Genomic DNA, 22,987 nt, shown 5'->3' with positions numbered 1-22,987 from the left:
ATAACAGTAATGATAGATTCTATTCTTTCAAAAGTAATGTTATGCCTATCATTGGATGATACGAAAAGGAAATTTTGTGATACGGAAAAGAAATTTTTATAACCGGGTTTTCAAATTTGTCAGCAATTTTTTCTCTTTAGCTTTTAAACTGTTTCCGGAAGGCAGCAGCAGTTATCCCTTTATGCTTTTTGAACTGTCTGCTTAAATGGCTTTCATCAGAAAACCCTAAATCGTCTGCAATCTGTCCTATTGAATATTCACTGTAGATCAGCCGCTGTTCTATAATATTCATTTTATACTGAGTGAGATAACAGTGTAAGCTGTCGCCGGTGAGGTTCTTAAAATATTCGCCGATATAATTTGCCGACAGGTTAAACTGTTCTGCAAGATGTTTTATTCTTAAATTCTTAGGACTGTGTATGTTCTGGTGCAGATAAACAAGTATTTTATTAATCAACGGTTCATCCATGGTTGTATCTGATATAACCTGCTGGGGATTCACGTTACGGGAAATAATATTTAAAACAAGAATGACCAGATGCTGAAGATTTTCATCAAAATAGGAAGGCTTGTTGCTGTATTCTGTGATCATATTTTCAATTAATGAAGCGATCATGTTGCAGTCTTTCTCATCTTTAATCAATACCTGCTCAAAGCGGTTGTGGTGCGTGAAAATAGCTTCCAGCTGCTTTAACCATTCTATGACTCTTTCTTTTTCGTGTTTGGTTTTGTACTGTTCGAGAAAGACTTCGGAAAACCGGATGGAGCAATAGCGGGTATTGGTAGTGCTCTCAAAACCTCTGCAGTCCAGCGGGGTAAACAAAAAAATACTGCCTTTAGTATATGGAAACTTGTTTTCATTAATAATCCTGGTGCCTTCCCCTTCCATAATCTGTACAATTTCAAAGAACTGATAGATCAGCGGACGTTCATGCCAATGTTCCATATCGGATACAAATATATCTAAAGGTTTATGTAAATGTTTAGTTTTCATTACCCGAAATGTACAAAAAAAACCGCCCAATATCCCTGTTTTTACCTCTTGGTTCATGTTAATTTTGTCAAAAAAATATGCCACAGAAAAAATTAATCGCTCCGTTTATCAGCGAAAACATTTCCCTTTCCAGCAGAGTTGTAATGGCTCCCATGAACCGTAGAAGAGCCATTAAAGGCATCCCGTCACCATCCATGATTACCTATTACCAGCAGAGAGCCGGTGCAGGATTATTAATATCAGACAATATTGCCGTTTCCTCCAATGGTGGAGCGTATATGAATACTCCGGGAATATATACTAAAAACCAAAAAGATGCCTGGAAAAAAGTAGTTGAAGGAGTACATACAAAAGGCGGAAAAATATTTGCCCAATTAGTACAGTCAGGCCGTGTTGGTCATCCGGCCATCCAAAATAATCAGCCATTGATAGCACCGTCTGCCATACCTGTGAATGAAACTATCCGTATTCCTGATAACAGCTATCAAAGCATGACCATTCCTGATGCTATCAGTACAGAAGAGATTCCGGTTTGGGTAAAAGTTTTTAAAGAAGCAGCCATCAACGCAATGGAAGCGGGATTTGACGGTGTTGAAATTCATGCAGCTCATGGCTTTCTGATCGACCAGTTCATCAATCCTCTGAGCAATACCCGAGCGGATGAATACGGCGGAAGTATTGAAAACAGAACGAGGTTCCTTTTTGAAGTCATGCAGGAAGTTATTGCAGCAATTGGTAAGCATAAAGTAGGTATAAGACTTTCCCCTTTCCGCGAAATTTATGACCTTAAGACTTATCCTGAGGAACTGGCAACCCACGAATATATCCTTGATGAACTACAGAAACTGGATATTTTATATGTTCACTTTTCTAATGCAGTAGCTGATGGAAAACCTTCAATTCCATTGAGCTTTTTAGAGAATGCGAGACAACGTTTTAAAAACATCATCATGATTGCCGGCGGCTTTAGCGTAGAATTACCTATTACCAGCAGAGAGCCGGTGCAGGATTATTAATATCAGACAATATTGCCGTTTCCTCCAATGGTGGAGCGTATATGAATACTCCGGGAATATATACTAAAAACCAAAAAGATGCCTGGAAAAAAGTAGTTGAAGGAGTACATACAAAAGGCGGAAAAATATTTGCCCAATTAGTACAGTCAGGCCGTGTTGGTCATCCGGCCATCCAAAATAATCAGCCATTGATAGCACCGTCTGCCATACCTGTGAATGAAACTATCCGTATTCCTGATAACAGCTATCAAAGCATGACCATTCCTGATGCTATCAGTACAGAAGAGATTCCGGTTTGGGTAAAAGTTTTTAAAGAAGCAGCCATCAACGCAATGGAAGCGGGATTTGACGGTGTTGAAATTCATGCAGCTCATGGCTTTCTGATCGACCAGTTCATCAATCCTCTGAGCAATACCCGAGCGGATGAATACGGCGGAAGTATTGAAAACAGAACGAGGTTCCTTTTTGAAGTCATGCAGGAAGTTATTGCAGCAATTGGTAAGCATAAAGTAGGTATAAGACTTTCCCCTTTCCGCGAAATTTATGACCTTAAGACTTATCCTGAGGAACTGGCAACCCACGAATATATCCTTGATGAACTACAGAAACTGGATATTTTATATGTTCACTTTTCTAATGCAGTAGCTGATGGAAAACCTTCAATTCCATTGAGCTTTTTAGAGAATGCGAGACAACGTTTTAAAAACATCATCATGATTGCCGGCGGCTTTAGCGTAGAAACAGCGGAAGAAATATTGCAAACCGGGCTTGTGGACCTGGTCGCTTTTGGCAAACTCTATATTTCCAATCCTGATTTGGCAGAACGTATAAAAAATGATCTTCCGCTGGCGGATTGGGATGAGGAAACGTTTTATCACGGTGGAGACAAAGGGTATATCGACTATCCGAAAATATCATTTCAGGGATGTATAGAGTGTTAGCTTTCATATTGAACTAAATTTTAATTGATCTGACACGAATTCCCGGATAGCTGGGCATTTGTGTCAGATCAATCGCGTTCTGCTGTTCGGTTTAAAATCCTGTATTTAAGCCTTGAAGCAGGATTTTCAATCATAAAGCGATATAACAAACCTCCGGCGATACATCCTGCCAGGCAGACTAAAAGACTGAAATTGTCTGACACATTCATTCCAAACTGCCCAAGAGTATATTGAATCATATGGATAATTCCTTTATGTGAAAGATAAATTGCATAAGAAAGCGCCGCAATCTGTGTAGTACTATATGATTTTGACCTGAAGAGAAATGAAGACCCAGAAAGTGACGACATCAAAATAATTCCATAACTTATTGCTACAAAAGTAAATCCAAAGACGGAAGCTTCTTCAGAAACCTGATCATTACATATCCAAAATGAAATCCCCAACAAAATCGCTCCAAGAATGAAAAGCTTATTCCCGTTGTTATGAACTGCATTTTTAAACTGAGATGAATATTGCATTAAATAACTGACTGTAACTCCTACTGCCAGACCGTCCAGCCGTGTATGTGTAGGATAATACATTTCCATATACCAAACTTTCCAGAAATCTTCGGTATCCAGCACCGGAACAATAAAGTCTTTCCAAATGATAAATCTGGCTGTCAGCGAAAAGATGATGAGGAAGGCAGTAAAAAACACTGTATATCTCAAAACTTTTGCCTTCACTGCGACTAAAAGCATGAAAGGAAGGAAAAGATAAAACTGTTCTTCAATACATAAAGACCATGCATGCGAAAACGTTCCGCGGTTAATGACATCGAGTCCATAGTTTTGAGTAAAGGTGATAAACTTCCAAAAAGAGGATAATGCCTCTCTTTCCCTGAAAAACGGAAATGAAAAGTACAAAGCCAAAGTGAAACAATACGGCGGGATAATCCTGAAAAAGCGTTTGGTAAAAAATATTTTTAAACTGATACTTCCACTTTTCTCAATTTCTTTAAACAGCTGTCGTGATATCAAATAACCACTCAGTACAAAGAAAAGATCTACCCCGGTCCACCCGAATCTCCCTAAGGTATCCAGCCAGGCCGGATGTTGAAACGCTCGGTAATGGTACAATAAAACCAATACAATGGCTAAAGCTCGTAAATGATCCAGTCCGTAAAGTCTTTCAGAAGAATTGTAGTTTGCCTGCATTTTTTTTCTGCAAATGTTGTAAAACAGATCAGACTTTTTGTGTAATCATGGCAGACAGCTATAATCTGCATGCCAACCGTAAAATCAGCCGTCCGAATGATAAATAAATCTTTCCATCACTAATTTGCTTCTTTTTATCAAAAAATGGCAGGCTGCACTTCAGGATTTTATATTTTTGAAGACTATGACACTCGGACCGGAAAATAATCTCAAACAGAATATCTGTTTCCAACTGCTCTTTTGGACGGCTTTGTTTGTATTTGGAATTGCAAGAATGTATGGAGAATATGATGACGGAATCTCTTGGGAAATCATCATTTATAATTTCTGTCACTGGATATTTCAGATCGCAGGAGCCAATTTTATCTATTTTGTTCTTATCCGGAATTTTTTTGACCGGAAAAATTATTTCGCATTTTCGCTGTCCCTTATTTTCAGTCTGTATGTTATTTCTGTGGTCAACAGGATATTCATTGTTTATCTGGCAGAACCTTTCTTCATCAGTGTTCCTAAAGACAGCTTCTACAGTGTTTTTACGGATATCGGTTATCTTTGGACTCACTATATTTTTACAATTATCAGTGGAGCTTTTATTTTTATTTCAGTAATGTTTGTGATTCGGTATAAAGATGAAAAAGAAAACACGGCGAAACTGCAGAAGGAAAAAGCTGAACTTGAATTAAAATCTTTGAAATCCCAGCTTAACCCACATTTTCTGTTCAATACTTTGAATAATATTTATTCCCTTTCGATCAGCAATTCAGAGAAAACTTCTGAATCAATCAGCCGTCTTTCAGATATTCTGGATTACATTCTGTATAAAGGCCCTAAAAATGAAGTATCCATATCTGAAGAACTCAATATGATTGATCATTATATCACCTTGGAAAGCCTTAGATACAGTGAAGGAAGATTAAAAATCAGCAGAACGGCTTCCTTATATTCAGCCGCTATGATTCCTCCGCTACTCTACCTTACATTGGTTGAAAATGCTTTTAAACATGGCGCAGAAAAAACGATAGGCTCAACTGAGATAAAAATTGATGTTTCCACAGATGGCTCCTATTCAGTTTTCAGGATTCAGAATACTTGTGGAGATGATGAGTATAACAACCCTGAAGGTATCGGGCTGAAAAATATAGAAAAACAGCTCCGGCTCCATTACCATGATGATTTTATACTCAAAGTTTCAAAAGAAAACAATATTTTTAAAGTCGAAATAAAAACTCCAGCAATCTTATGATCAACTGTATCATTGTGGATGATGAACCTCTGGCAGCAGCCCTGCTTGAAAAACATATTTCCGGGATCGGACATTTAAAACTGACTGGAAAAGCTGAAAATGTAATGGATGCTTACAAACTTCTGCAGACGAAATCTGTAGACCTTATGTTTTTGGATATCCAGATGCCTCATTTAACCGGAATTGATTTTCTTAGATCACTTCCTCAAAAACCACCAACTATTTTCACAACAGCCTACCGCGATTTTGCCATCGAAGGTTTCGAGCTGGAAGCTGTGGATTATCTTTTGAAACCTATTACTTTTGAACGTTTTTTCAAATCTGTAGAACGGGTTTTAAGAAACAGAAGTGATTTTCAGGAGGACTTTATCATCATTAAAACGGAAGGAATGAACCGGAAAGTCTTTATTCAGAAAATTGTTTATTTTGAAAGCCAGGGAAACGATATCAAAATGGTGTTGGCCAATAATGAAAACATTATATCAAAGCATACAATAACAGAGCTGGAAGCCATTTTATCCGGAAGAAATTTTGTCAGAATTCACCGTTCATTTATGATCAATGCTCAATTCATGACTGCTTTTAACAACAATGAAGTCCTGCTAGGCATTCATCATCTTCCTGTAGGCAGAAGCTATAAAAATGAATTCAATGCTTTGATAACAAGGGTTTCTAAAGGCTCTATTAATTGATGAAAACCAATTATCTCCTCTAATCTAAATATAGATCTAATTACGTTTAACTATATAATAAGCTAATTCACCATATGTTCTTTTCAGATTATCAGTCCGATTAAATCCTGCTTTTTCCAATACTTTTTGTGAACCGATGTTATCAAGATCAGTTACGGCTACAACTTCATTGGTCTCAGTATTTAAAAAGCAATATTTTACGAGAGCACGGCTCACTTCTGTTGCTATTCCTTTCCCCCAATATTTTTTACTTAAAGTATATCCTATTTCAATCTGATCGGGTACATCAGCAAAGGTCCTGGCCAGGCACATTCCGATAAAATCATTATTTTCAGAATCAAATATTCCAAAACGGCCAAACGGGCCTTCAAGGTAATCCTTCAGAGCTATTTCGAACATTTCTATATACTGTTCAGGTGAACGATAAGGAAGATATTTAGTAACCTCCGCATCTTCAAAAAGGTCACAAAACAGATTTTGCTCTTCAACTGAAAATTGACGGATAATAAAGCTTTGATCCTGATGTAGAATATTCATATTGGAAAATTATACTAATGAAAAGATAAAATTACAAATTATATAGCTTTTATCAAGATTATAATGCTGATCACTTATATTTTCTGAAAGCAGGCGCTTTGAAATATTTTTTTCATTCAGAAATTTAATTAATTATCTTTGAACAAACTGAAAGGCAAAACGGCTCTCTGACCAACTGTGGAACATTTAAGTTTGTTCATGTCTGGAAAAAGACTCCTGACGGGTGGAAAATTTCAAGAGTGGTCAGCTACGGACACTAAATAAACTCAGAATAATTTTAAAGTCCCAGTTAATTAATAGTTTACAGCACTAAAAAGCTTATCCAGCTCATTTAATATTTTGGAAATGATGCAGATAACTTATAAACGTCTGCCAACAAATGATTTGCAAACCTTCCCGCATGCAATGGCATGCATAATATCAACAGCTTCCCCATCATGGATATTAAAAAAAAGTCTTACTTTTGTTTGAAATAATAAAATTGTTTAGAAACTTTTTATTAGTAATTTTAAGACACAAATTTATAAAACATTAAAATCCCTTCCACATGAGAAAAATAATTCTACTCATTACATGCATGTTCAGTATTTCAGTTTTCTCGCAGATCAAAGTGCTGAAAAATGAGAGCTTGGTGGAAATTGGCAAAGATAATTCCGTAGGTTTATATAAAAAAGAGGATAAATTTACCATCAACTACCAGGATCTTAATACAAGTAACCTGAATACCATAAGGTCTTTTTCTTTCCAGAACCTGAACAGCGATGTATCTGGTCTGTATAAACTGCTTATGGACGGCTTTATATCCTCTCCGGACGAAAACATCATCCTGGAACTTCCTAATGATATTATTGAGCTTCATTACGAGAAAAATTATGGCCAACCAACCGTACAGTTTATCCAATACATCAATAAAAACCGTAAATATGTTGGCAAATCCCAGTTTTTAACCAGAAAACAGGTAGACAAAGTATTCGGAAGAACGAACGGAAAATCTGCCATGTATGAGAAGCCTGCTACCATGCAACAGATCAATGGTACAAAGTCTTACTCAAATCAGGCATCCACTGCGGCACCAGCTTCAAACAGCGGCAGTAAAAACAAGAAATCAAGAAAATAATCATATTTATTTTTCAATAATACTGAACTCATTCATCCGGATGAGTTTTATTTTTAAGATAAATCCCAGATATACCGCTATTATTTCTAATATTACGCAACCGTACATTACGAAATGAGTTTTTTATTTTTTACTTTTGCAGAAAGACATTACTTATTATGCCGCTTCAGATAATCAATTTAACCAAGAAATTTGGGGAACAGACCGCACTAGACAATATCAATATTTCCATTGATAAAAATGAGATCATTGGCCTTCTGGGTCCGAACGGAGCCGGAAAATCCACCCTCATGAAATCTATTGTCGGAGCATTGAAAATTGATCAGGGCGAAATTATCTTTAATGGAATGAATATTTCCGAAAATGAGATCGAAAGCAAGAAGAAAATAGGTTTTCTTCCCGAAAACAATCCGTTATACCTGGAAATGTATGTCAGAGAATACCTTCAGTTCGTTGCCAATATCCATAAAATATCTGCAGCCAGAGTAGATGAGGTGATCGAGCTTGTGGGAATTACTCCGGAAAAATCAAAAAAGATCGGCCAGCTGTCTAAAGGATACAAGCAGAGGGTTGGTCTTGCGCAGGCCATCATTCATCAACCGGACCTGTTGATCCTGGATGAACCAACCAACGGCCTGGATCCTAACCAGATTATCGAGATAAGAAATGTAGTGAAAGAAATCGGGCAACAGAAAACAGTACTTCTGTCTACTCATATTATGCAGGAAGTGGAAGCGCTTTGCTCACGGGTCATTCTGATTCACAAAGGAAACATTCTTCAAGACTGCCCTATTGATGAATTTAAAGGCAGATTCGACAGTCTGGAAGAAGCTTTTGCAAGCTATACGGCTGTTTCTTAATACTCATGGAAATACACATCACTCACGGACAGGGCATTATCAAAGTTCTGTACGATGGTTTTGCCAGCTGCTTAATCATCAGGCGCCCTGTGGCTGTTAACTGGCCGGATTCCCGGGGAAGTGTGGGTGAATATTATGCTGTTTCAGAACTCTCTGATGAAGAGAAAATAACTTTGGCTGACGGTCTTAACCATGCCCTTACGGATGGAACCGAAGAAGAGATCATAGCTCAGGTTGAGGATTTTCTAAAGCTTTTTGAAAGTGGAAGTTACCAGGTTAATCTGGGTAAAATTCCGTTCGACAATTCCAATTTCTATATGGCCACGCCTTTGCCTGATGACGAAAATATTCCTGACCGGAAGAAATTTTCCGGCTGGTTCTACCCTTTCCAGGATTTTAATTATCTGTATACGTTGGAAAGTAAAAGTATAGATCCCAAAAGAATCGAATATTATGTAGATCTTATCAGAAAAGGAGGCCGTCCGAAACCCGTTGTATTTTACAGTCTCTACCATCTCGATCCGATGATGAGCTGTGCTTTTGTTCTGGACGGACATCATAAAATTGAAGCGTACACCCGTCTGAAGATGGATATCCCGGCAGTTTTTATTGTAAAGGATAATAATGACTACAGCCCTGCATCAGAGATCATGCATGGAGCACACCATCTCCTTCAGGATATTGAGTTTGAACATCTTTTTCAGAACAATGACGAAAATCTGCCCAACATTAATTTTATCGATGATGAGATACTGACCAATGCGCTGGATAAAATGCTTAAGGAATCGGAAAGAATTGACACCTCTATTATTGAAATATTGATCAGGCATCACGAGTCCGGTTCTATGGATGAAAGAAAGTGGCTGAACAGGCGGCTTGATTTTTTAAAGGAAAACGTTAACCTTAGCTTTTTTAGTTTCAAAAAAGGTTTAAATGTATATTCACCGCAATATTCTGAAAGACATAAGACCAATATATGGTTCCTGAAAACGCTTAAAAGCACAGTGGAACTGAATGTATGGATCAAAGAAACCATCTTACGATAAATATCCAATGGCTTCATATTTGATGGGTCTATTTATCTAACCAATAACCCATAATGCGATGATTAAAAGAATCTTATTAGGAGCCTTTTGTATGGCTCAGTTTTCTTTAGCTTATGCAATTGATAAGCCGGTAACCTCCAATTTTATTACTGTTTCCAGCAAGATACTTTCTTCTCAGCAGGTTCCGAAAACAGTGATCATTAAAACGAAAAAATTTAAAATCAGGATCGACAAGCAGCCAAATGGAAAATATCTTTACCAGTCATGGGCTGCCAACGCCAGGATCACATCAAAGCCAAGCATGATCATCAGTGACGGTGAGCTGATCCCTGACGGTTCCGGAGGAAATTACTATTTCAGCTTTGCCAATAAAGGATATACATATCAGATATGGAGAAACTACCTTACCGATTCAGCTTCCAAAGCACCTTATACACTGACCGTGAATAATGAGAATGATCAGGAAGTTGTACGCCAGGACGGATTTGTGGTGAAGCAATAAAATAATATTATATAGCTTAACTAATATAAAGCAACAAAGCATAACCAACCTGCAGATTACATCATTTCAAGACAGTTAAGCTGTGGAATTGTGTAATCCGTGGGATTTTTATAATATTAATTTATTGTATAGATAAGCTTATTACGAGCCAGACTGTTTCAGCTCTGTATAGAAACCGCTTGCTTCATAGCTTTCTTCAGCAGCTTTATACCCTATGTTAAAAATTTCTTCCAGACGGTCTTTTTTGCGCTCAAAAGTTCCATAGGAGGAAAGTTTTTGGGAAGAAATAAACCAGTCACAATAGTCGAATTTTCCTTTTTCGACTCTATATGAAAGAAGGTCGTAGGAACGGGAGACAATGGCTTTAATGGATTTCAGGTCTTTAATATCAATATCATGCGGTGGTGACACGAAAACACCGATCAGTTTATCGCATTCATCTCTGATGATATCTGCAGGAAAATTATTCAGAACGCCTCCGTCACAGTACATTTCCTCACCGATGATATAGGGTGTTGTAACTCCCGGAATAGAGCACGATGCAATAATAGCATCTACTACTTGGAAGTTTTCGTCAAAGATTTTTTGAGTCCCGGAAACCAGTTCTGTGGCTACAATTTTCACTTCTTTTTTCAAATCCCCTAATTTCATATCATGAAAAATGGGTTTAAGATAATTACTGAAAATCACCGAAGAAACCAACCCCGGCTGGTTGAAAGTAAAATGCTTCCAGTTGAAGAAATAAACCGAATTGAAAAATTCCAGAATCTCATCCGGCGTTTTTCCTACTGCATACAGACACCCCACGATAGATCCTGCACTGCAGCATGACAGCACATTAATATCTATGTTCTTTTCATTCAAGAATTTTAAAACTCCTGCATGGGCGATCCCTTTGGTACCGCCTCCTGACAAAACCAGCCCTGTTCTCTCAAAATTCATAGAATAAATGTAAGAAAACAGCCTGAAATAATCAGATTAATTTTAAGAAACATGCGGATTTTAGAATTATTTTAACAAAACACCTGGTAAGCTGTTCTTCTTATCTGATTCAAAAAAGCAGAGAATTTAATTTGGAACGATCAGTTTAAATTGTATATTTGTCTCATGCCAAGAAATAAGGAATTTGATTATACAGAAAAACTGGAACTAGTGCGCAACCTCTTTTGGGAAAAGGGATACCACACGACATCCATGCATGATATTGTAGCTGTCATGAAGCTGAACAGGAGCAGTATCTATGATACCTATGGCAATAAGCATGATTTATTTTTAAAATGTCTGGCGAATTATGCGGCCTTCAAAGAAAATCAATACTCAAAAGCGTCACAGGCAAAAGATAGAGGAATTGAATCTCTAGAATATATCATCCGGGATGTTGTAGATCAGACACTGGCAGATAACAGAGCGTGTCTTATTGTAAAAACTATTTTTGAAGTGGCCCCTTCAGACCAGAAGGTTAAGCAGTTCATCCTGAAGAATGGTGCGGTGCTGCAGGCGATTTTAGAACAGGCCATATTACAGGCCCGTACGGAAGGAGATATCAGAAGTGAAAGTTCTTCATCTGTTATTGCCCGTTATATTCTTGCTTCTTTCAGTAGTTTTTGGAGTCATTATATCTTAACGCAAAATAAAAAAGAAGTAACGGAAATGGTTGATTTTTTAATGGAACAAATCAGGAAATAAATTTTTTTATCCAATAACGGAACGATCGGTTTAAAATACAATAATAAAGATATTAATCAAGTAACAAGTAAAATAAAATGGAAAAAAAGACTTTAAATGAGATCAGAAAAAACAAAATTGAAACCTATTTCAAAAAGATAGATTCAGGAATATTTGATGATGAATACTTTGATCTTTATGCTGAAGATGTAGAAATGTATTATCCTAAATTTGGGTTTGAAAAAGGGCAACAGGGAATTAAAAATTTCGGAACGGTCATAGGAAAGCATTTGGAGAAGCTTACTCATGATATTCAAAATTTCAGGTATACTTTTTCAGATACTGTCATTGTGGTTGAAGGCAACGAAAAAGGAGTCACAAGGTCTGGTAAGGAATGGCCGGACAATCATACGTCGTTTGGCAAATTTTGCAATGTTTTTGAATTTGACGGTGAACTGATTAAAAGAGTTCATATCTATGTAGATCCTGATTTTACATCGGAAGATACCGAAAGGCTTGCTATTTTCAGGAACGACTCCGGTAAACAAAATTCAGTACCCTCGACCAGAGATGTAGTTGAAGAATTCTATGATCTGCAGTTCGGAAGGAAAGAAGGAAATATAGTAGATCTTTTTGCAGATTATGTAGACTGGGATCTGCCCGGCAACAAGGATAAATTCCCATGGACAGGAAAAAGAGAAACCCGTGAGGAAATAGAGCTGTTTTTTCAAGAATTATACAATAACATACAATCGGAAAACTTTACTATTGATTTTATTTCTGTAGAAGGGGAAAACGCAGCCGTAGCAGGACAGTTATCCTCCAGAATACTGAAATATGACAAAGTGTTCAGTACCGAATTTGTTGTTATTTTTAAAGTGATTAGCGGAAAGATTGTCAAATATCATTTCTTAGAAGACAGCTATAAACTTAATGAAGAAATGAAATAAAACGCATTCTCTTCCCTGTACAACACTCTTATGGTCGTTACATAATATTTTAAACCACAAAAGTCACAGAATTTTCAAATACTTTAAACCTATAAATTTTCTGACTTTTGTGGTTTTATTTTGATACATCCAGAATATGGACAGTTTTTATGCTGCTGCTATTTCAGCAGGTATTCCTGCATGAATCTGATCACGGCAAGACGCTGAAAATCCACATTTTCTTTTTTCCTGAATCCGTGGCCTTCATTTTTAGCTTCCAGATACCATACTGTTTTTCCCTGGGCTTTCAGCTTATCTCTCATCTGAACAGCTTCCGTCACAGGAACTCTGGGATCATTGGTTCCCTGGATGATGAACATTGGTTTTTTAATCTTATCGATATTATTCAGAGGAGCAATTTTGGTAAAGAATTCAGCCATTTTGGGAATCCTTTCATCACCGTACTCTACCCTTCTCAGGTCTCTTCTGTATTCTTCCGTATTTTTAAGGAAGGTATTAAAATCGGAGATTCCCACAATATCTACGGAGCATCTGATTTTATCGGCATATTCATAAGCAGTGGCCAGAGTCATAAAGCCTCCGTAGCTTCCTCCCATGATCATGATCCTGTCCTTATCCAGCTCAGGCTGCCTGGCGATCCAATCAAGAAGGGCTCCGATATCTTTCACGGAATTCATTCTCAGGTCCCAGTTATCGGCCGCAATAAATGTTTTCCCAAAACCGGATGAACCTCTTACATTAGGATAAATCATGGCAACTCCCATTTCATTGGTAAAATAGTTCGAAGAGCCTATAGAAGATGCCATAGACTGTCCTTCCGGGCCACCATGGATATTAATAATCACTGGTCTTTTTCCTGTAAACTTCGATGACGCTGGATAATAAAACCCTGAGATCTTCATTTGGTCAAAGCTCTTCCATTCGATCAGTTTTGGGACGGACATATCGGAAGGCTGCATTTCACCTTGCTCACTTTCCGTCCACCTTTCTATATTCCGGGTGGCCATATCCATTTTATAAACATCTGCACCGGAATCTGCTGCTGATCTGGAGAAATAAAGAGATTTCCCATCATTGGAAAACTTCACACCACCAATCAGACCGATCGGGATTTGGCTAACAGGTACATATTTTTTTGTAGCCGTATCCAGAATATACAATTTATTGATTCCGCTTTCATTGGTTACAAATGCCAGCGTGGATTTATCTTCAGAAAGCTCATAATCTTCTACATTCCATGGAATGGAAGAGGTCAGGTATTCTGTTTTTTTGGTTTTTAAATTTAAAACTGCCAGTCTGCTGAATTCATTATTCCGGTCTGTAACATAAAAAATTTCATCAGGATTTTTGCTGAAAATACCAGCGCTTTGCACGACTCCTTTTTCTTTGCGGTCTGTGATGGGTTCCAGTTTTTTAGCTTCCAGATCATACAGGTACAGATAGGAATCGTTAGCTGAAACATATTCTGCAACCAGAAGCTTTTTACCGTCTTCGGAAAGATCGGAAATTCCCCAGCCGCCTCCTTTGACTTCCAGTACCAATTGTGCATCTTCCGGTTTTAGAGGATTCATGTAATAAATATCCCTGTCGCCACCGTTTCTTTTTGTGGATGAAAAATAAAATCCTGACCCATCTTTTTTCCAGATTACTCCTCCATTCTGGGATCGTCCGCCATCGGTGAGAAGTTTAGATTCCATCGTCTTCAGATCAAGCTTAAAAAGCTGCCCGAATTCATTTCCTCCGGTATCTTTGGTATAGATCAGATACTCCCCCTTTACAGGCTCATATGAGGCTGTATTGACGGGTTCATCAAAGAAAGTAATCTGCTTTCTCGCTCCCATGGGAACAGAAATCTTATGAAGCTGATTGGTCGAAGCAAAACGGGTCACCGCAATGATCTCTTTTCCATTAGGATGAATGTCTGCAACACCTGCATTTCTACTCTCAGAATACTTTTTAATAGTCTGATTCAAACTCTTTGGAATAGGCAGAATATTTTCGACAATAAGATTCTCATTGGGGCTTACAAAGTCATTTTTCGTCTGTGCAGACAGGAGTCCGGCGAACAGAAGAGGAAGAATAATATATTTGTTTTTCATGCTTAAATTTTGCCTGAATTTACAAAGAACCACAGACATTATCCATGGTTTCATTTATTTACAAAGTTTCTATATGATTATTTTTTATCATATCGTTCAAGGATCTTTATTAAATCTGTATCCTCAACCATCCCATCTATCAATAGTGAAAGATCCGGGTACGCTCCAAATATTTCCTTCAATTGTGCCCTTGCTCCCGGTGCCCTAAAATATATTTCATTAATATTTTTATTCTTCCGCATGATCAAATAATCTGTATTCTTTGTTTCATAGGTATAGATCGGGCCGTCGTAAAAGCTCTTTCTGTACCATTGCGTCTTATTCCCGCTATACATTACCTGAAGCAATCCGGAATCTTTAGAAAGAACGGATTTTGAGTTAACGAATGTTCTTTTTACTTTTTTAAGGTCTCTTATTTCCAGGTATTTAATATCATTTTCATTCACTTTCAGCTTTTTACCTGAAGGATCTAACACTGTGATCTGGCGGATATAAGTTGCCGGAGAAAACTCTTCATTATCATACAATCCAATATTGAGAATTTTTGTTTTTATAGTGTCTTTAGAACTTTTCAGGACATATTTTGCCGGAAAGTATGTTTCTTTCTGAGAAAATAAAAAATTAAAACAAAGGAAAAGAAGGAGTAAATTTATCTTTTTCATAATTGCAGCTATCATAAAAAAAGCCCAGAGCAAATCTGAGCTTTAAATATAGTTATTAATATTTTAGTTATTCATATACTTTTCAAAAATCGCTGAAAAGTCATTCTGGTTGTATTTTTCAAAACTGTTTTTTGACCAGTTAAAACATATTCTGAATACAGGTATCAGTTAAATTGATCTTAGATATGGATTACTTCACCGTAAGCTGCTGCTGCTGCTTCCATAATCGCTTCGGAAACCGTTGGATGCGGGTGGATCGATTTAATGATCTCATGACCTGTAGTTTCCAGTTTTCTGGCCACTACTGCTTCTGCAACCATATCTGTAACTCCTTCTCCAATCATGTGACATCCTAACCACTCACCATATTTGGCATCAAAAATAACTTTGATGAATCCGTCTGTATTTCCGTTAGCAGTTGCTTTACCACTTGCGGAAAGAGGGAACTTCCCTACTTTGATCTCGTATCCTTTTTCTTTAGCCTGCTTTTCCGTAAGACCTACAGAGGCTACTTCTGGGTGACAGTATGTACATCCCGGGATATTGCCATAGTCGATTTTTTCAACGTGCATTCCTTTGATTTTTTCAACACAAGTGATTCCTTCAGCAGAAGCAACGTGTGCCAAAGCCTGTGTAGGAATGATATCACCGATTGCATAGTAACCCGGAACGGAAGTTTCATACCATTCGTTCACTAAAACTCTTCCTTTATCTGTCTGGATTCCTACTTCTTCCAATCCGATGTTTTCGATATTGGCAGCAATACCTACAGCAGAAAGCAAGATATCGGCTTCAAGGGTAATGTTTCCGTTAGCTGTTTTTACAGTTGCTTTAACGCCTTCTCCGCTTGTATCAACACTTTCAACTGATGCATTAGTCATGATCTCGATTCCTGTCTTTTTAAGAGATTTTTCCAGGTGCTTAGAAATTTCCTCATCTTCTACAGGAACGATGTTTGGCATAAATTCTACAACAGTTACTTTAGTTCCCATTGTATTATAGAAATCGGCAAATTCTACCCCGATAGCACCAGAACCTACAACGATCATAGATTTCGGCTGCTCAGGAAGAGATAATGCCTGTCTGTATCCGATTACTTTTTTACCATCCTGAGGAAGGTTAGGAAGTTCTCTTGAACGTGCTCCTGTTGCGATAATAATGTTCTCTGCTGCATATTCAGTCACTTTACCATCTTTATCTGTAACAGAAACTTTTTTACCTTTCTGAACCTTAGCTGTCCCAAGAATCACGTCGATCTTGTTCTTCTTCATCAGGAATTCAATTCCCTTGCTCATTTTGTTGGCAACGCCACGGCTTCTCTGGATTACATTTGGAAACTCAAAGCTTCCTTCCACTTTATTCAGACCATAGTCTTCAGCATGGTTGATATAATGAAAAACCTGAGCAGACTTCAGTAAAGCTTTCGTAGGAATACATCCCCAGTTCAGGCAGATTCCCCCTAAGTTTTCTTTCTCGATAATTGCAGTTTTGAAACCCAATTGTGCTGCTCTGATCGCTGTAACATAACCGCCAGGACCGCTTCCGATGACAATGATATCGTAGTTCATTATTTTAAAAATTTTATGCGAATTTAAGGAAAAATATTGGATGTTCTATGTTCTGCCATTTCATATTTCACTGAACACTAAGTTCATTTTATCAGTCAGCGCCCGGTCTAACAACCCTGAGCATCTTTTTTTTATCAAATATTAAATACCATTTCAAAAATTAAACACAATATATATAATTACAATCAAATGATTTAAGTGTCAAAGAATAAAAATAAACAATTGTAAATGAATATTTTACAATAATTTTCATATTTTTGCCGAAGATATAACAATATGAAAATAAAGAACTTTATTTCGATCTTTCTTCTGTGTAGTGCGTTTTTAAATGCACAAGTTGGTATTAAAACAACAACACCTAACAGTACTTTAGCTGTTGCCGGGTCTCTGGGAGCCGATTACAAGCAAATCACCGCGACAACCTATAACATAACCGCTACAGATCATTACATCACTTATGACGGAGTTGCCAATGCTACTTTTACACTTCCTGTCATCGGAACGGGTACTACTAGTTATACGGGAAGAATTTATAAAATGAAAAACATCTCTGCTTCCAGCATTACGCTTCAGGCATCGAGTGGCAATACCCTAAGGATCGACAATACTCCGGTTTCGTCTTTTGTGATTCCTACCGGAGCTTATGCGGAAGTGGTCAACAACAGCAATACGACAGGAGGAACATGGGATCTATCATTTACGGTACTTCCCAAACCGAGCAACGTAGAAATTTATGGGATACAGCTTTCTATTCCGCCTCACGGGGGTGGCTCTCCGGGAGTAGCTGACTGGACTAATCATACAGTAACATCTTATGATACGGGTACAGGTACAGATGCATGGTGGGTGATCAGCAAAGCTTCTACCACCTATGCACACACCGCAGGTTACTCCAATGCGAGCCGTATGACGATCGTCTATGAATACCAGGGCACCCCTTTCAATGTCACCAATATGTATCCTATTTTAACAGCAGGAAACAATTCCAGTTTTCCTGATGTTTTTACTGCTTCTTTCGTAAGTCTTGCGAATGTTTCAGGAAAAACAAGACTTACCGTTTCTGTTTCCCGTATTGACTTTATAGGAACCAACGGATCCAATAACAGTAACTGGACGGGGACTTTCATGCTGAATCTGTTGCTGGCTAGGAAATTATATTAAGGATGAGGCTAAGGTTAGGATAGAGGATGAGGCTAAGATGGAAGATGAAAAAAAGATTGAGAATAATTATAGAATAAAATGAAGAAAGCCGTTTCACAAGATGTGAAACGGCTTTTTATATCTGTTTTAATGTATAACCCAAGATTACAGTTTTTTAAGTAATCTTTTCTCGGTCCGGTATCTTTCATTTAAAGCTTTCATCTGATCTCTTTTCATCTTTTTTGTGGCAAGCGGATGATTCATAATCAGTTTCTTTTCTGTATTGTATTTTTTGTCCAGCTCACGCGATTTACTGCTGATTAGCTCACTTTTGGATGGGTGTGGAGGTGCCGGTGGTCGTTTCTGGGCATTCACACTCATCGATAAAACTAATAACAATACGGTTGATATAAAAAACTTTTTCATGACATTTTACTTTTAAGAATGATTTTAAAATGATTAATTAATATCCATTCAATTCATTCAGGTTTTGCAATACATATTACATATATCGTACCAGAGTTTTTATCCTTCGCATTCACCTTCTGTCAGCAGGCTTTAGAAAAAGATAAATCCTGAATAAGAAATTATTCTACCTCAATATTCTGTTTTAAGGGGAGATTTTTAGAGGAATTTCCGACCATAATTCTGTAGGTTCCTTTTTCTACTGTCCAGTTCATATTTTCATTTAAAAACCGGAGTTCTTTGACTGGGATTTTAATGGTTATCTGCTTTGATTCCCCGGGATTTACATACACTTTCTGAAAACCTTTTAACTCAATAACAGGTCTTGAAACTGATGCCAGCAGGTCTTTCACATACAGCTGAACGACTTCACTTCCTCCTTTGGTTCCTGTATTTTTGACATTGATTCGGGCAGTAACAGTATCATTTTCAGAATATTTCAACTGATTAAGCTGCAGATCCGAAAGCTCAAAAGTGGTATAGCTAAGGCCAAAACCAAAAGGATACAATGGCTCACCACTCAAATCATAATAATCATTTCCTCTTCCTGTCGGATGATGATTGTAGGTCAATGGCAGCTGCCCTTCTTCGGCTGGAAAGGTAATGGGCAATTTCCCTGAAGGATTTTCCGCTCCGAAAAGAATTTTCGCCACCGCGTTTCCGCCCTCTTCTCCCGGATACCAAACATCCAGAATGGCTCCTGCTTTATCTTTCCACACTGTGGTTTTGATAGCAGAGCCTCCAACTAAAATTACGGTTATGGGTTTGTTCAGTTTTGAAACTTCATGAATAAATTTTTCCTGATTTCCGGGCAGGCTCAGCGAGGAACGGTCCTGAAACTCTCCTTCATGAATTCCGGCAGCAACAATGATATGATCTGCCTTTTCTGCAGTTTTTAAAGCCTCATTAAATTCTTTCTGAGCATCATCAATACCATAATTCCAGATCAGCTCAACATGAGCTTCTCCCCTGCTTTCCCGGAATTCTATAATGAGATTGTATTGTTGGTCTTTCACAAAATCTATGGCAGCTGTTTTTGTTGAATAGCCCAGCTTTTCCCATTGATCAACAATTAATTTTCCGTCCAGATATAATCTGAAACCATCGTTTCCACGCAGGCCGAGCTGATATTTTCCATTACCCGGAGCCTTCAGTTGACCTGTCCACCGGATGCTGTAGTTGTCCGGCTGTAGTTTTTCAGGATCCGGCGAGTATAGGGTCCATTTGAAATTAATCTGCTCATCCTGCCTTTGAAAAGCCTCCTTTCCCTGGAAGCCCGTATTTGGAAAATAATTTCCTTTTAAACCTTTCTGATTTTCAGATGATAAAAGATCCGCAGGAACCGTTGCAAAATCCTTCAGATCCCATGTAATACCTTTTGAATAAAGGATCTCTATATTCTTGTCTTTCGTGAAGTTTTTAATTCCCTCAAGCATACTTACTTTATGGTTTCCCGGCCCGGAATAGCCGCCAAGTCTCGCATCAACGGCATCCGTCCCGATCACTGCTATTTTTTTCACATTGGCAGAAACAGGAAGTGTTCCCCTATTATTCTGTAATAAAACAATAGATTCAAGAGCTGCTTTTTCGGCTAACGGCTTATGATTAATCATTTTCAATTCATGAATTTCCCGGTCAGAGATATAAGGATTCTCAAAAAGCCCGAGTTCAAATTTTGCCTTTAAAACCCTTGCTACCGCATCATCTATCCTTTCCTGTGAAATCCGTCCATCCAAAAACGGAGGAATAAACAACTGATAATGTTTGTATTCTGTCTGGAAAATTACGTCAAGCCCTGCATTCATAGCCTGTGCAGAGGCATCATCATAATCTTTTGCTGTAAAATGAAGTACATTGGCACCTCCTACAGCACTGGCATCGCTAATGACAAAGCCTTTGAAATTCCAATCTTTTTTCAGTTTTTCTGTGAGCAGCCAATGGTTGGCAGTCGAAGGTCTTCCGTCGAGAAGGTTATAGGAGGTCATCACAGACCTGCTTTTTCCTGAGGTAAATGCTGTATGAAAGGGAATAAGATGGGTTTCTTCAAGATATCTTCTGCTCCAGTGAATAGGATAAGAATCTCTTCCGCCTTCTCCTACATTGGCTAAAAAATGCTTTGGAGTGGTAATGATTCCCTGGTTTTCAAATGAGCTTACGAAACCAACGCCCATCACAGAGGTTAAAAAAGGATCTTCCCCGCACGTTTCCTCTGTCCGTCCCCATCTCACATCGCTGGCCAGATTCACTACCGGGGTCAGAACCTGGCGGATTCCTCTTAATTTTGATTCTTTTGCAATGGCAGAAGAAACCTGCTTCATCATTTCGGGATTGAATGTGGCAGCAAGCCCAATGGCCTGGGGAAAAGCCGTTGCTCCCTCCCGCATTAATCCGTGTAAAGCTTCATCAAACGGGATGATCGGAATTCCCAGTCTGGATTCTTCAACAAAATATTTTTGAATAGCATTGATTTTTCTCGCGAGCTTTTCCGCATCTTCATCGGCATTATATTTCAACAGCTGACCTGCTGCCCCGCCACCCTGATTTCCCGCACTGACCTGCAGACCAAAGATTCCGTGCCTGTACTGGTCTTTGGGAACATTATCCAGATCTCCCGGGATCATAAAACACTGCCAGAATTTTTCTTCGGGAGTCATTCTTTTTAACAGATCCTGAACTCTTACTTCTACAGGCTGTTTCGGATCTTTGTATAAAGGTCTTTCTTTCTGGGCATACAGAAATGTGGAATTTACGAGCAGCGTAATGACTGTAATTTTAACAAAATAGAGGTTCATTAGTTCATCATTTGAATAGCTGTGGCATACTTTAATTTTTTTCTGTCTTCAGGCAACTTCAGCTCTACTGTAGTTCCCGTCTGTTTCCACGTCACTTTTGTATTGATTCCAAGAATTTTCAATGCTTTCGGTTTAAAGTTTTCCGGAAGTGAAAAAGTGAGTACATCAGGAGCCTGATACTCTTTCTGATCATCAATATGAAAAACATTGAGGGTTTTACCATCTTTAGACCGGGTATAATAGAAGTTTCCGTTGTGATAAGGCGCTGCACTTCTTGTAGCGAATACAGCTGACCGGTTTTTCTCCATCCAGCCGGAAATCTCATTTAATCTTTCATAAACCACTGCATCGTAGTCTCCATTGGGTCCGGGAGCTATATTCATGAGGTAATTTCCACCCCGGGAGATAATTTTGATGAGTGTTTCAATGATTTTTTGAGAGGATTTATAATGGTCGTTGGGAACATACGAGAAAGAATCTCCCATCGTAATGCAGCTTTCCCAGGGAATGGAAAGGGGATGTTCCGGGACAGCCTGTTCGGGGGTCACATAATTTTCCCACTTTCCGGGTACGGTACGGTCTACAACTATGATTCCCGGTTGGTTTTTCCTGGCCATGCTTCCAATTTTATCCATATCAATATCCTGCTCTACTTTGATGGTTCTCTGCCATTCCACAGACGGATCAATGGTTTTAAAAGGCCGTACCCAGCCACCATCCAGCCACAGAATATCAATTTTCCCGTAGTTGGATGTAATTTCATTAAGCTGATTAAAAGTGAATGTTTTAAAGCCTTCCCATCTTTCAGGATACTTTTTCGGATCGTAATTTACATTTCTGCCTTTCGGCGGAAAATAGGGCCACCAATAGTTTTCCGAATGCCAGTCGGGCTTTGAAAAATAAGCTCCAATTTTGAAACCGTCTTTTCTGAATGCATTGAAAATCTCTTTGGTAACGTCTGCTTTAGGATTTTTTGAGAACGGTGTTTTTGGTGAGGTAATTTTATAGTCCGATTCCTTGGTGTCAAACATGGCAAAACCGTCATGATGCTTTGTGGTGAAAACCACGTATTTCATTCCTGCTTTCTTTGCTGCCTCTGCCCATTTTTGAGGGTTAAATCCTGTGGGATTAAAGGTAGTCTGAAGGTTTTCATAGTTCTTGACATACTCATTGTAAGATTTCCCATGTTCAGGCCTTCTCTGGGTCCAGGATTCGTCTTCAGGGCATAAGCTCCAGCTTTCTACAATTCCCCATTGGCTGTAGGTCCCCCAATGCATAAACAGCCCGAATTTCAGATCCTGCCACTGCTCCAGATTCTGAACAACAAGCGGATCATCCGGCTTCTGATAGCCTGCAGATACATTATGAGCCTGTGAAAAGAAAGCAGAAGAAATAAGAAAAGATGAAAGAAAAAAGGTTTTTGTTTTCTGTTTAATGAGCATATGACGTTCGTTTTTGCTAAATTAAACATCCTGCCACTAATCAGCAAACCTTAATTT

General features: G+C 38.3%; 22 protein-coding genes. 11 read left to right on the top strand and 11 right to left on the bottom strand.

The annotated features are described in order from the left end of the window. Nucleotides 1-136: 136 nt before the first annotated feature. Complete coding sequence (locus V6R96_RS06115) at nucleotides 137-994, bottom strand: AraC family transcriptional regulator (RefSeq protein WP_336378326.1); 858 nt, start codon at nucleotides 992-994, stop codon at nucleotides 137-139. 77 nt (nucleotides 995-1,071) lie between these two features. On the opposite strand from V6R96_RS06115, the gene V6R96_RS06110 reads away from it, so the two are divergent. Continuing rightward, entirely contained in the window at nucleotides 1,072-2,010 is a 939-nt protein-coding gene (locus V6R96_RS06110) for an alkene reductase (protein WP_336378325.1), read from the top strand. Continuing rightward, nucleotides 1,971-2,951 (top strand): alkene reductase, encoded by a 981-nt coding sequence (locus tag V6R96_RS06105; protein WP_336378700.1) that lies wholly within the window; start codon nucleotides 1,971-1,973, stop codon nucleotides 2,949-2,951. Before V6R96_RS06110 ends, V6R96_RS06105 begins: the two co-directional genes overlap by 40 nt. Nucleotides 2,952-3,019: 68 nt before the next feature. Here V6R96_RS06105 and V6R96_RS06100 read toward each other — a convergent pair whose 3' ends face one another. Beyond that, nucleotides 3,020-4,150, bottom strand: coding sequence for an acyltransferase (locus V6R96_RS06100; protein ID WP_336378324.1), 1,131 nt, complete (start codon nucleotides 4,148-4,150; stop codon nucleotides 3,020-3,022). Nucleotides 4,151-4,334: 184 nt separating this feature from the next. On the opposite strand from V6R96_RS06100, the gene V6R96_RS06095 reads away from it, so the two are divergent. Further along, complete coding sequence (locus V6R96_RS06095; protein ID WP_336378323.1) at nucleotides 4,335-5,393, top strand: histidine kinase; 1,059 nt, start codon at nucleotides 4,335-4,337, stop codon at nucleotides 5,391-5,393. Next, the gene (locus tag V6R96_RS06090; protein WP_336378322.1) at nucleotides 5,390-6,085 is read left to right on the top strand and encodes a response regulator transcription factor; all 696 of its coding nucleotides are present in this window, start codon (nucleotides 5,390-5,392) and stop codon (nucleotides 6,083-6,085) included. The genes V6R96_RS06095 and V6R96_RS06090 overlap by 4 nt, the downstream gene beginning before the upstream one ends. Before the next feature lie 36 nt (nucleotides 6,086-6,121). On the opposite strand, the gene V6R96_RS06085 is transcribed toward V6R96_RS06090, so the two are convergent. Continuing rightward, nucleotides 6,122-6,622, bottom strand: coding sequence for a GNAT family N-acetyltransferase (locus V6R96_RS06085; protein ID WP_336378321.1), 501 nt, complete (start codon nucleotides 6,620-6,622; stop codon nucleotides 6,122-6,124). A gap of 547 nt (nucleotides 6,623-7,169) precedes the next feature. On the opposite strand from V6R96_RS06085, the gene V6R96_RS06080 reads away from it, so the two are divergent. The 4 genes from V6R96_RS06080 to V6R96_RS06065 all read left to right on the top strand — a co-directional run bounded on the left by V6R96_RS06080 (nucleotide 7,170) and on the right by V6R96_RS06065 (nucleotide 10,147). After that, nucleotides 7,170-7,739: a hypothetical protein gene (locus V6R96_RS06080; RefSeq protein ID WP_111954581.1), complete on the top strand. Its 570-nt coding sequence runs from the start codon at nucleotides 7,170-7,172 to the stop codon at nucleotides 7,737-7,739. Nucleotides 7,740-7,897: 158 nt separating this feature from the next. Beyond that, the gene (locus tag V6R96_RS06075) at nucleotides 7,898-8,599 is read left to right on the top strand and encodes an ABC transporter ATP-binding protein (protein ID WP_111954579.1); all 702 of its coding nucleotides are present in this window, start codon (nucleotides 7,898-7,900) and stop codon (nucleotides 8,597-8,599) included. Nucleotides 8,600-8,604: 5 nt separating this feature from the next. Then, entirely contained in the window at nucleotides 8,605-9,645 is a 1,041-nt protein-coding gene (locus V6R96_RS06070) for a hypothetical protein (protein WP_336378320.1), read from the top strand. 58 nt (nucleotides 9,646-9,703) lie between these two features. Next, nucleotides 9,704-10,147: a hypothetical protein gene (locus V6R96_RS06065; RefSeq protein WP_111954575.1), complete on the top strand. Its 444-nt coding sequence runs from the start codon at nucleotides 9,704-9,706 to the stop codon at nucleotides 10,145-10,147. Between the two features lie 141 nt (nucleotides 10,148-10,288). On the opposite strand, the gene V6R96_RS06060 is transcribed toward V6R96_RS06065, so the two are convergent. Continuing rightward, nucleotides 10,289-11,089 (bottom strand): patatin-like phospholipase family protein, encoded by an 801-nt coding sequence (locus V6R96_RS06060; protein ID WP_336378319.1) that lies wholly within the window; start codon nucleotides 11,087-11,089, stop codon nucleotides 10,289-10,291. 165 nt (nucleotides 11,090-11,254) lie between these two features. Between V6R96_RS06060 and V6R96_RS06055 the strand changes: the two genes are divergently transcribed. Further along, nucleotides 11,255-11,833 carry a TetR/AcrR family transcriptional regulator gene (locus V6R96_RS06055; RefSeq protein ID WP_111954571.1) on the top strand — a complete coding sequence of 193 codons (579 nt, stop codon included), beginning with the start codon at nucleotides 11,255-11,257 and terminating at the stop codon, nucleotides 11,831-11,833. A gap of 77 nt (nucleotides 11,834-11,910) precedes the next feature. Then, entirely contained in the window at nucleotides 11,911-12,762 is an 852-nt protein-coding gene (locus V6R96_RS06050; RefSeq protein WP_336378318.1) for a nuclear transport factor 2 family protein, read from the top strand. Nucleotides 12,763-12,920: 158 nt separating this feature from the next. Here V6R96_RS06050 and V6R96_RS06045 read toward each other — a convergent pair whose 3' ends face one another. From V6R96_RS06045 to lpdA, 4 genes are all read right to left on the bottom strand, one after another. Continuing rightward, entirely contained in the window at nucleotides 12,921-14,861 is a 1,941-nt protein-coding gene (locus V6R96_RS06045) for a prolyl oligopeptidase family serine peptidase (RefSeq protein WP_336378317.1), read from the bottom strand. A 77-nt stretch (nucleotides 14,862-14,938) separates the two neighbouring features. Then, nucleotides 14,939-15,523, bottom strand: a complete 585-nt coding sequence (locus V6R96_RS06040) for a hypothetical protein (RefSeq protein ID WP_336378316.1) — start codon at nucleotides 15,521-15,523, stop codon at nucleotides 14,939-14,941. 63 nt (nucleotides 15,524-15,586) lie between these two features. Beyond that, nucleotides 15,587-15,673, bottom strand: a complete 87-nt coding sequence (locus V6R96_RS20730) for a YvbH-like oligomerization domain-containing protein (protein ID WP_407934748.1) — start codon at nucleotides 15,671-15,673, stop codon at nucleotides 15,587-15,589. Between the two features lie 29 nt (nucleotides 15,674-15,702). Further along, nucleotides 15,703-17,091 carry a dihydrolipoyl dehydrogenase gene (gene lpdA / locus V6R96_RS06035; RefSeq protein ID WP_111954561.1) on the bottom strand — a complete coding sequence of 463 codons (1,389 nt, stop codon included), beginning with the start codon at nucleotides 17,089-17,091 and terminating at the stop codon, nucleotides 15,703-15,705. 276 nt (nucleotides 17,092-17,367) lie between these two features. On the opposite strand from lpdA, the gene V6R96_RS06030 reads away from it, so the two are divergent. Continuing rightward, on the top strand, nucleotides 17,368-18,252 hold the full coding sequence (locus V6R96_RS06030) for a hypothetical protein (RefSeq protein WP_336378315.1): 885 nt from the start codon (nucleotides 17,368-17,370) through the stop codon (nucleotides 18,250-18,252). Nucleotides 18,253-18,396: 144 nt separating this feature from the next. On the opposite strand, the gene V6R96_RS06025 is transcribed toward V6R96_RS06030, so the two are convergent. The 3 genes from V6R96_RS06025 to V6R96_RS06015 all read right to left on the bottom strand — a co-directional run bounded on the left by V6R96_RS06025 (nucleotide 18,397) and on the right by V6R96_RS06015 (nucleotide 22,930). After that, nucleotides 18,397-18,657: a hypothetical protein gene (locus tag V6R96_RS06025; RefSeq protein WP_111954559.1), complete on the bottom strand. Its 261-nt coding sequence runs from the start codon at nucleotides 18,655-18,657 to the stop codon at nucleotides 18,397-18,399. 161 nt (nucleotides 18,658-18,818) lie between these two features. Further along, nucleotides 18,819-21,488, bottom strand: coding sequence for a glycoside hydrolase family 3 N-terminal domain-containing protein (locus V6R96_RS06020; RefSeq protein ID WP_336378314.1), 2,670 nt, complete (start codon nucleotides 21,486-21,488; stop codon nucleotides 18,819-18,821). Further along, nucleotides 21,488-22,930, bottom strand: a complete 1,443-nt coding sequence (locus V6R96_RS06015; RefSeq protein WP_336378313.1) for an alpha-L-fucosidase — start codon at nucleotides 22,928-22,930, stop codon at nucleotides 21,488-21,490. The genes V6R96_RS06020 and V6R96_RS06015 overlap by 1 nt, the downstream gene beginning before the upstream one ends. Between the last annotated feature and the right edge of the window lie 57 nt (nucleotides 22,931-22,987).

Source organism: Chryseobacterium sp. CCNWLW53 (assembly GCF_037083525.1).
Classification (GTDB): Bacteria; Bacteroidota; Bacteroidia; order Flavobacteriales; family Weeksellaceae; genus Chryseobacterium; species Chryseobacterium lathyri.
Note: the sequence above shows the minus strand (reverse complement) of the source record. Positions and strands in the feature narration are given on the sequence as shown.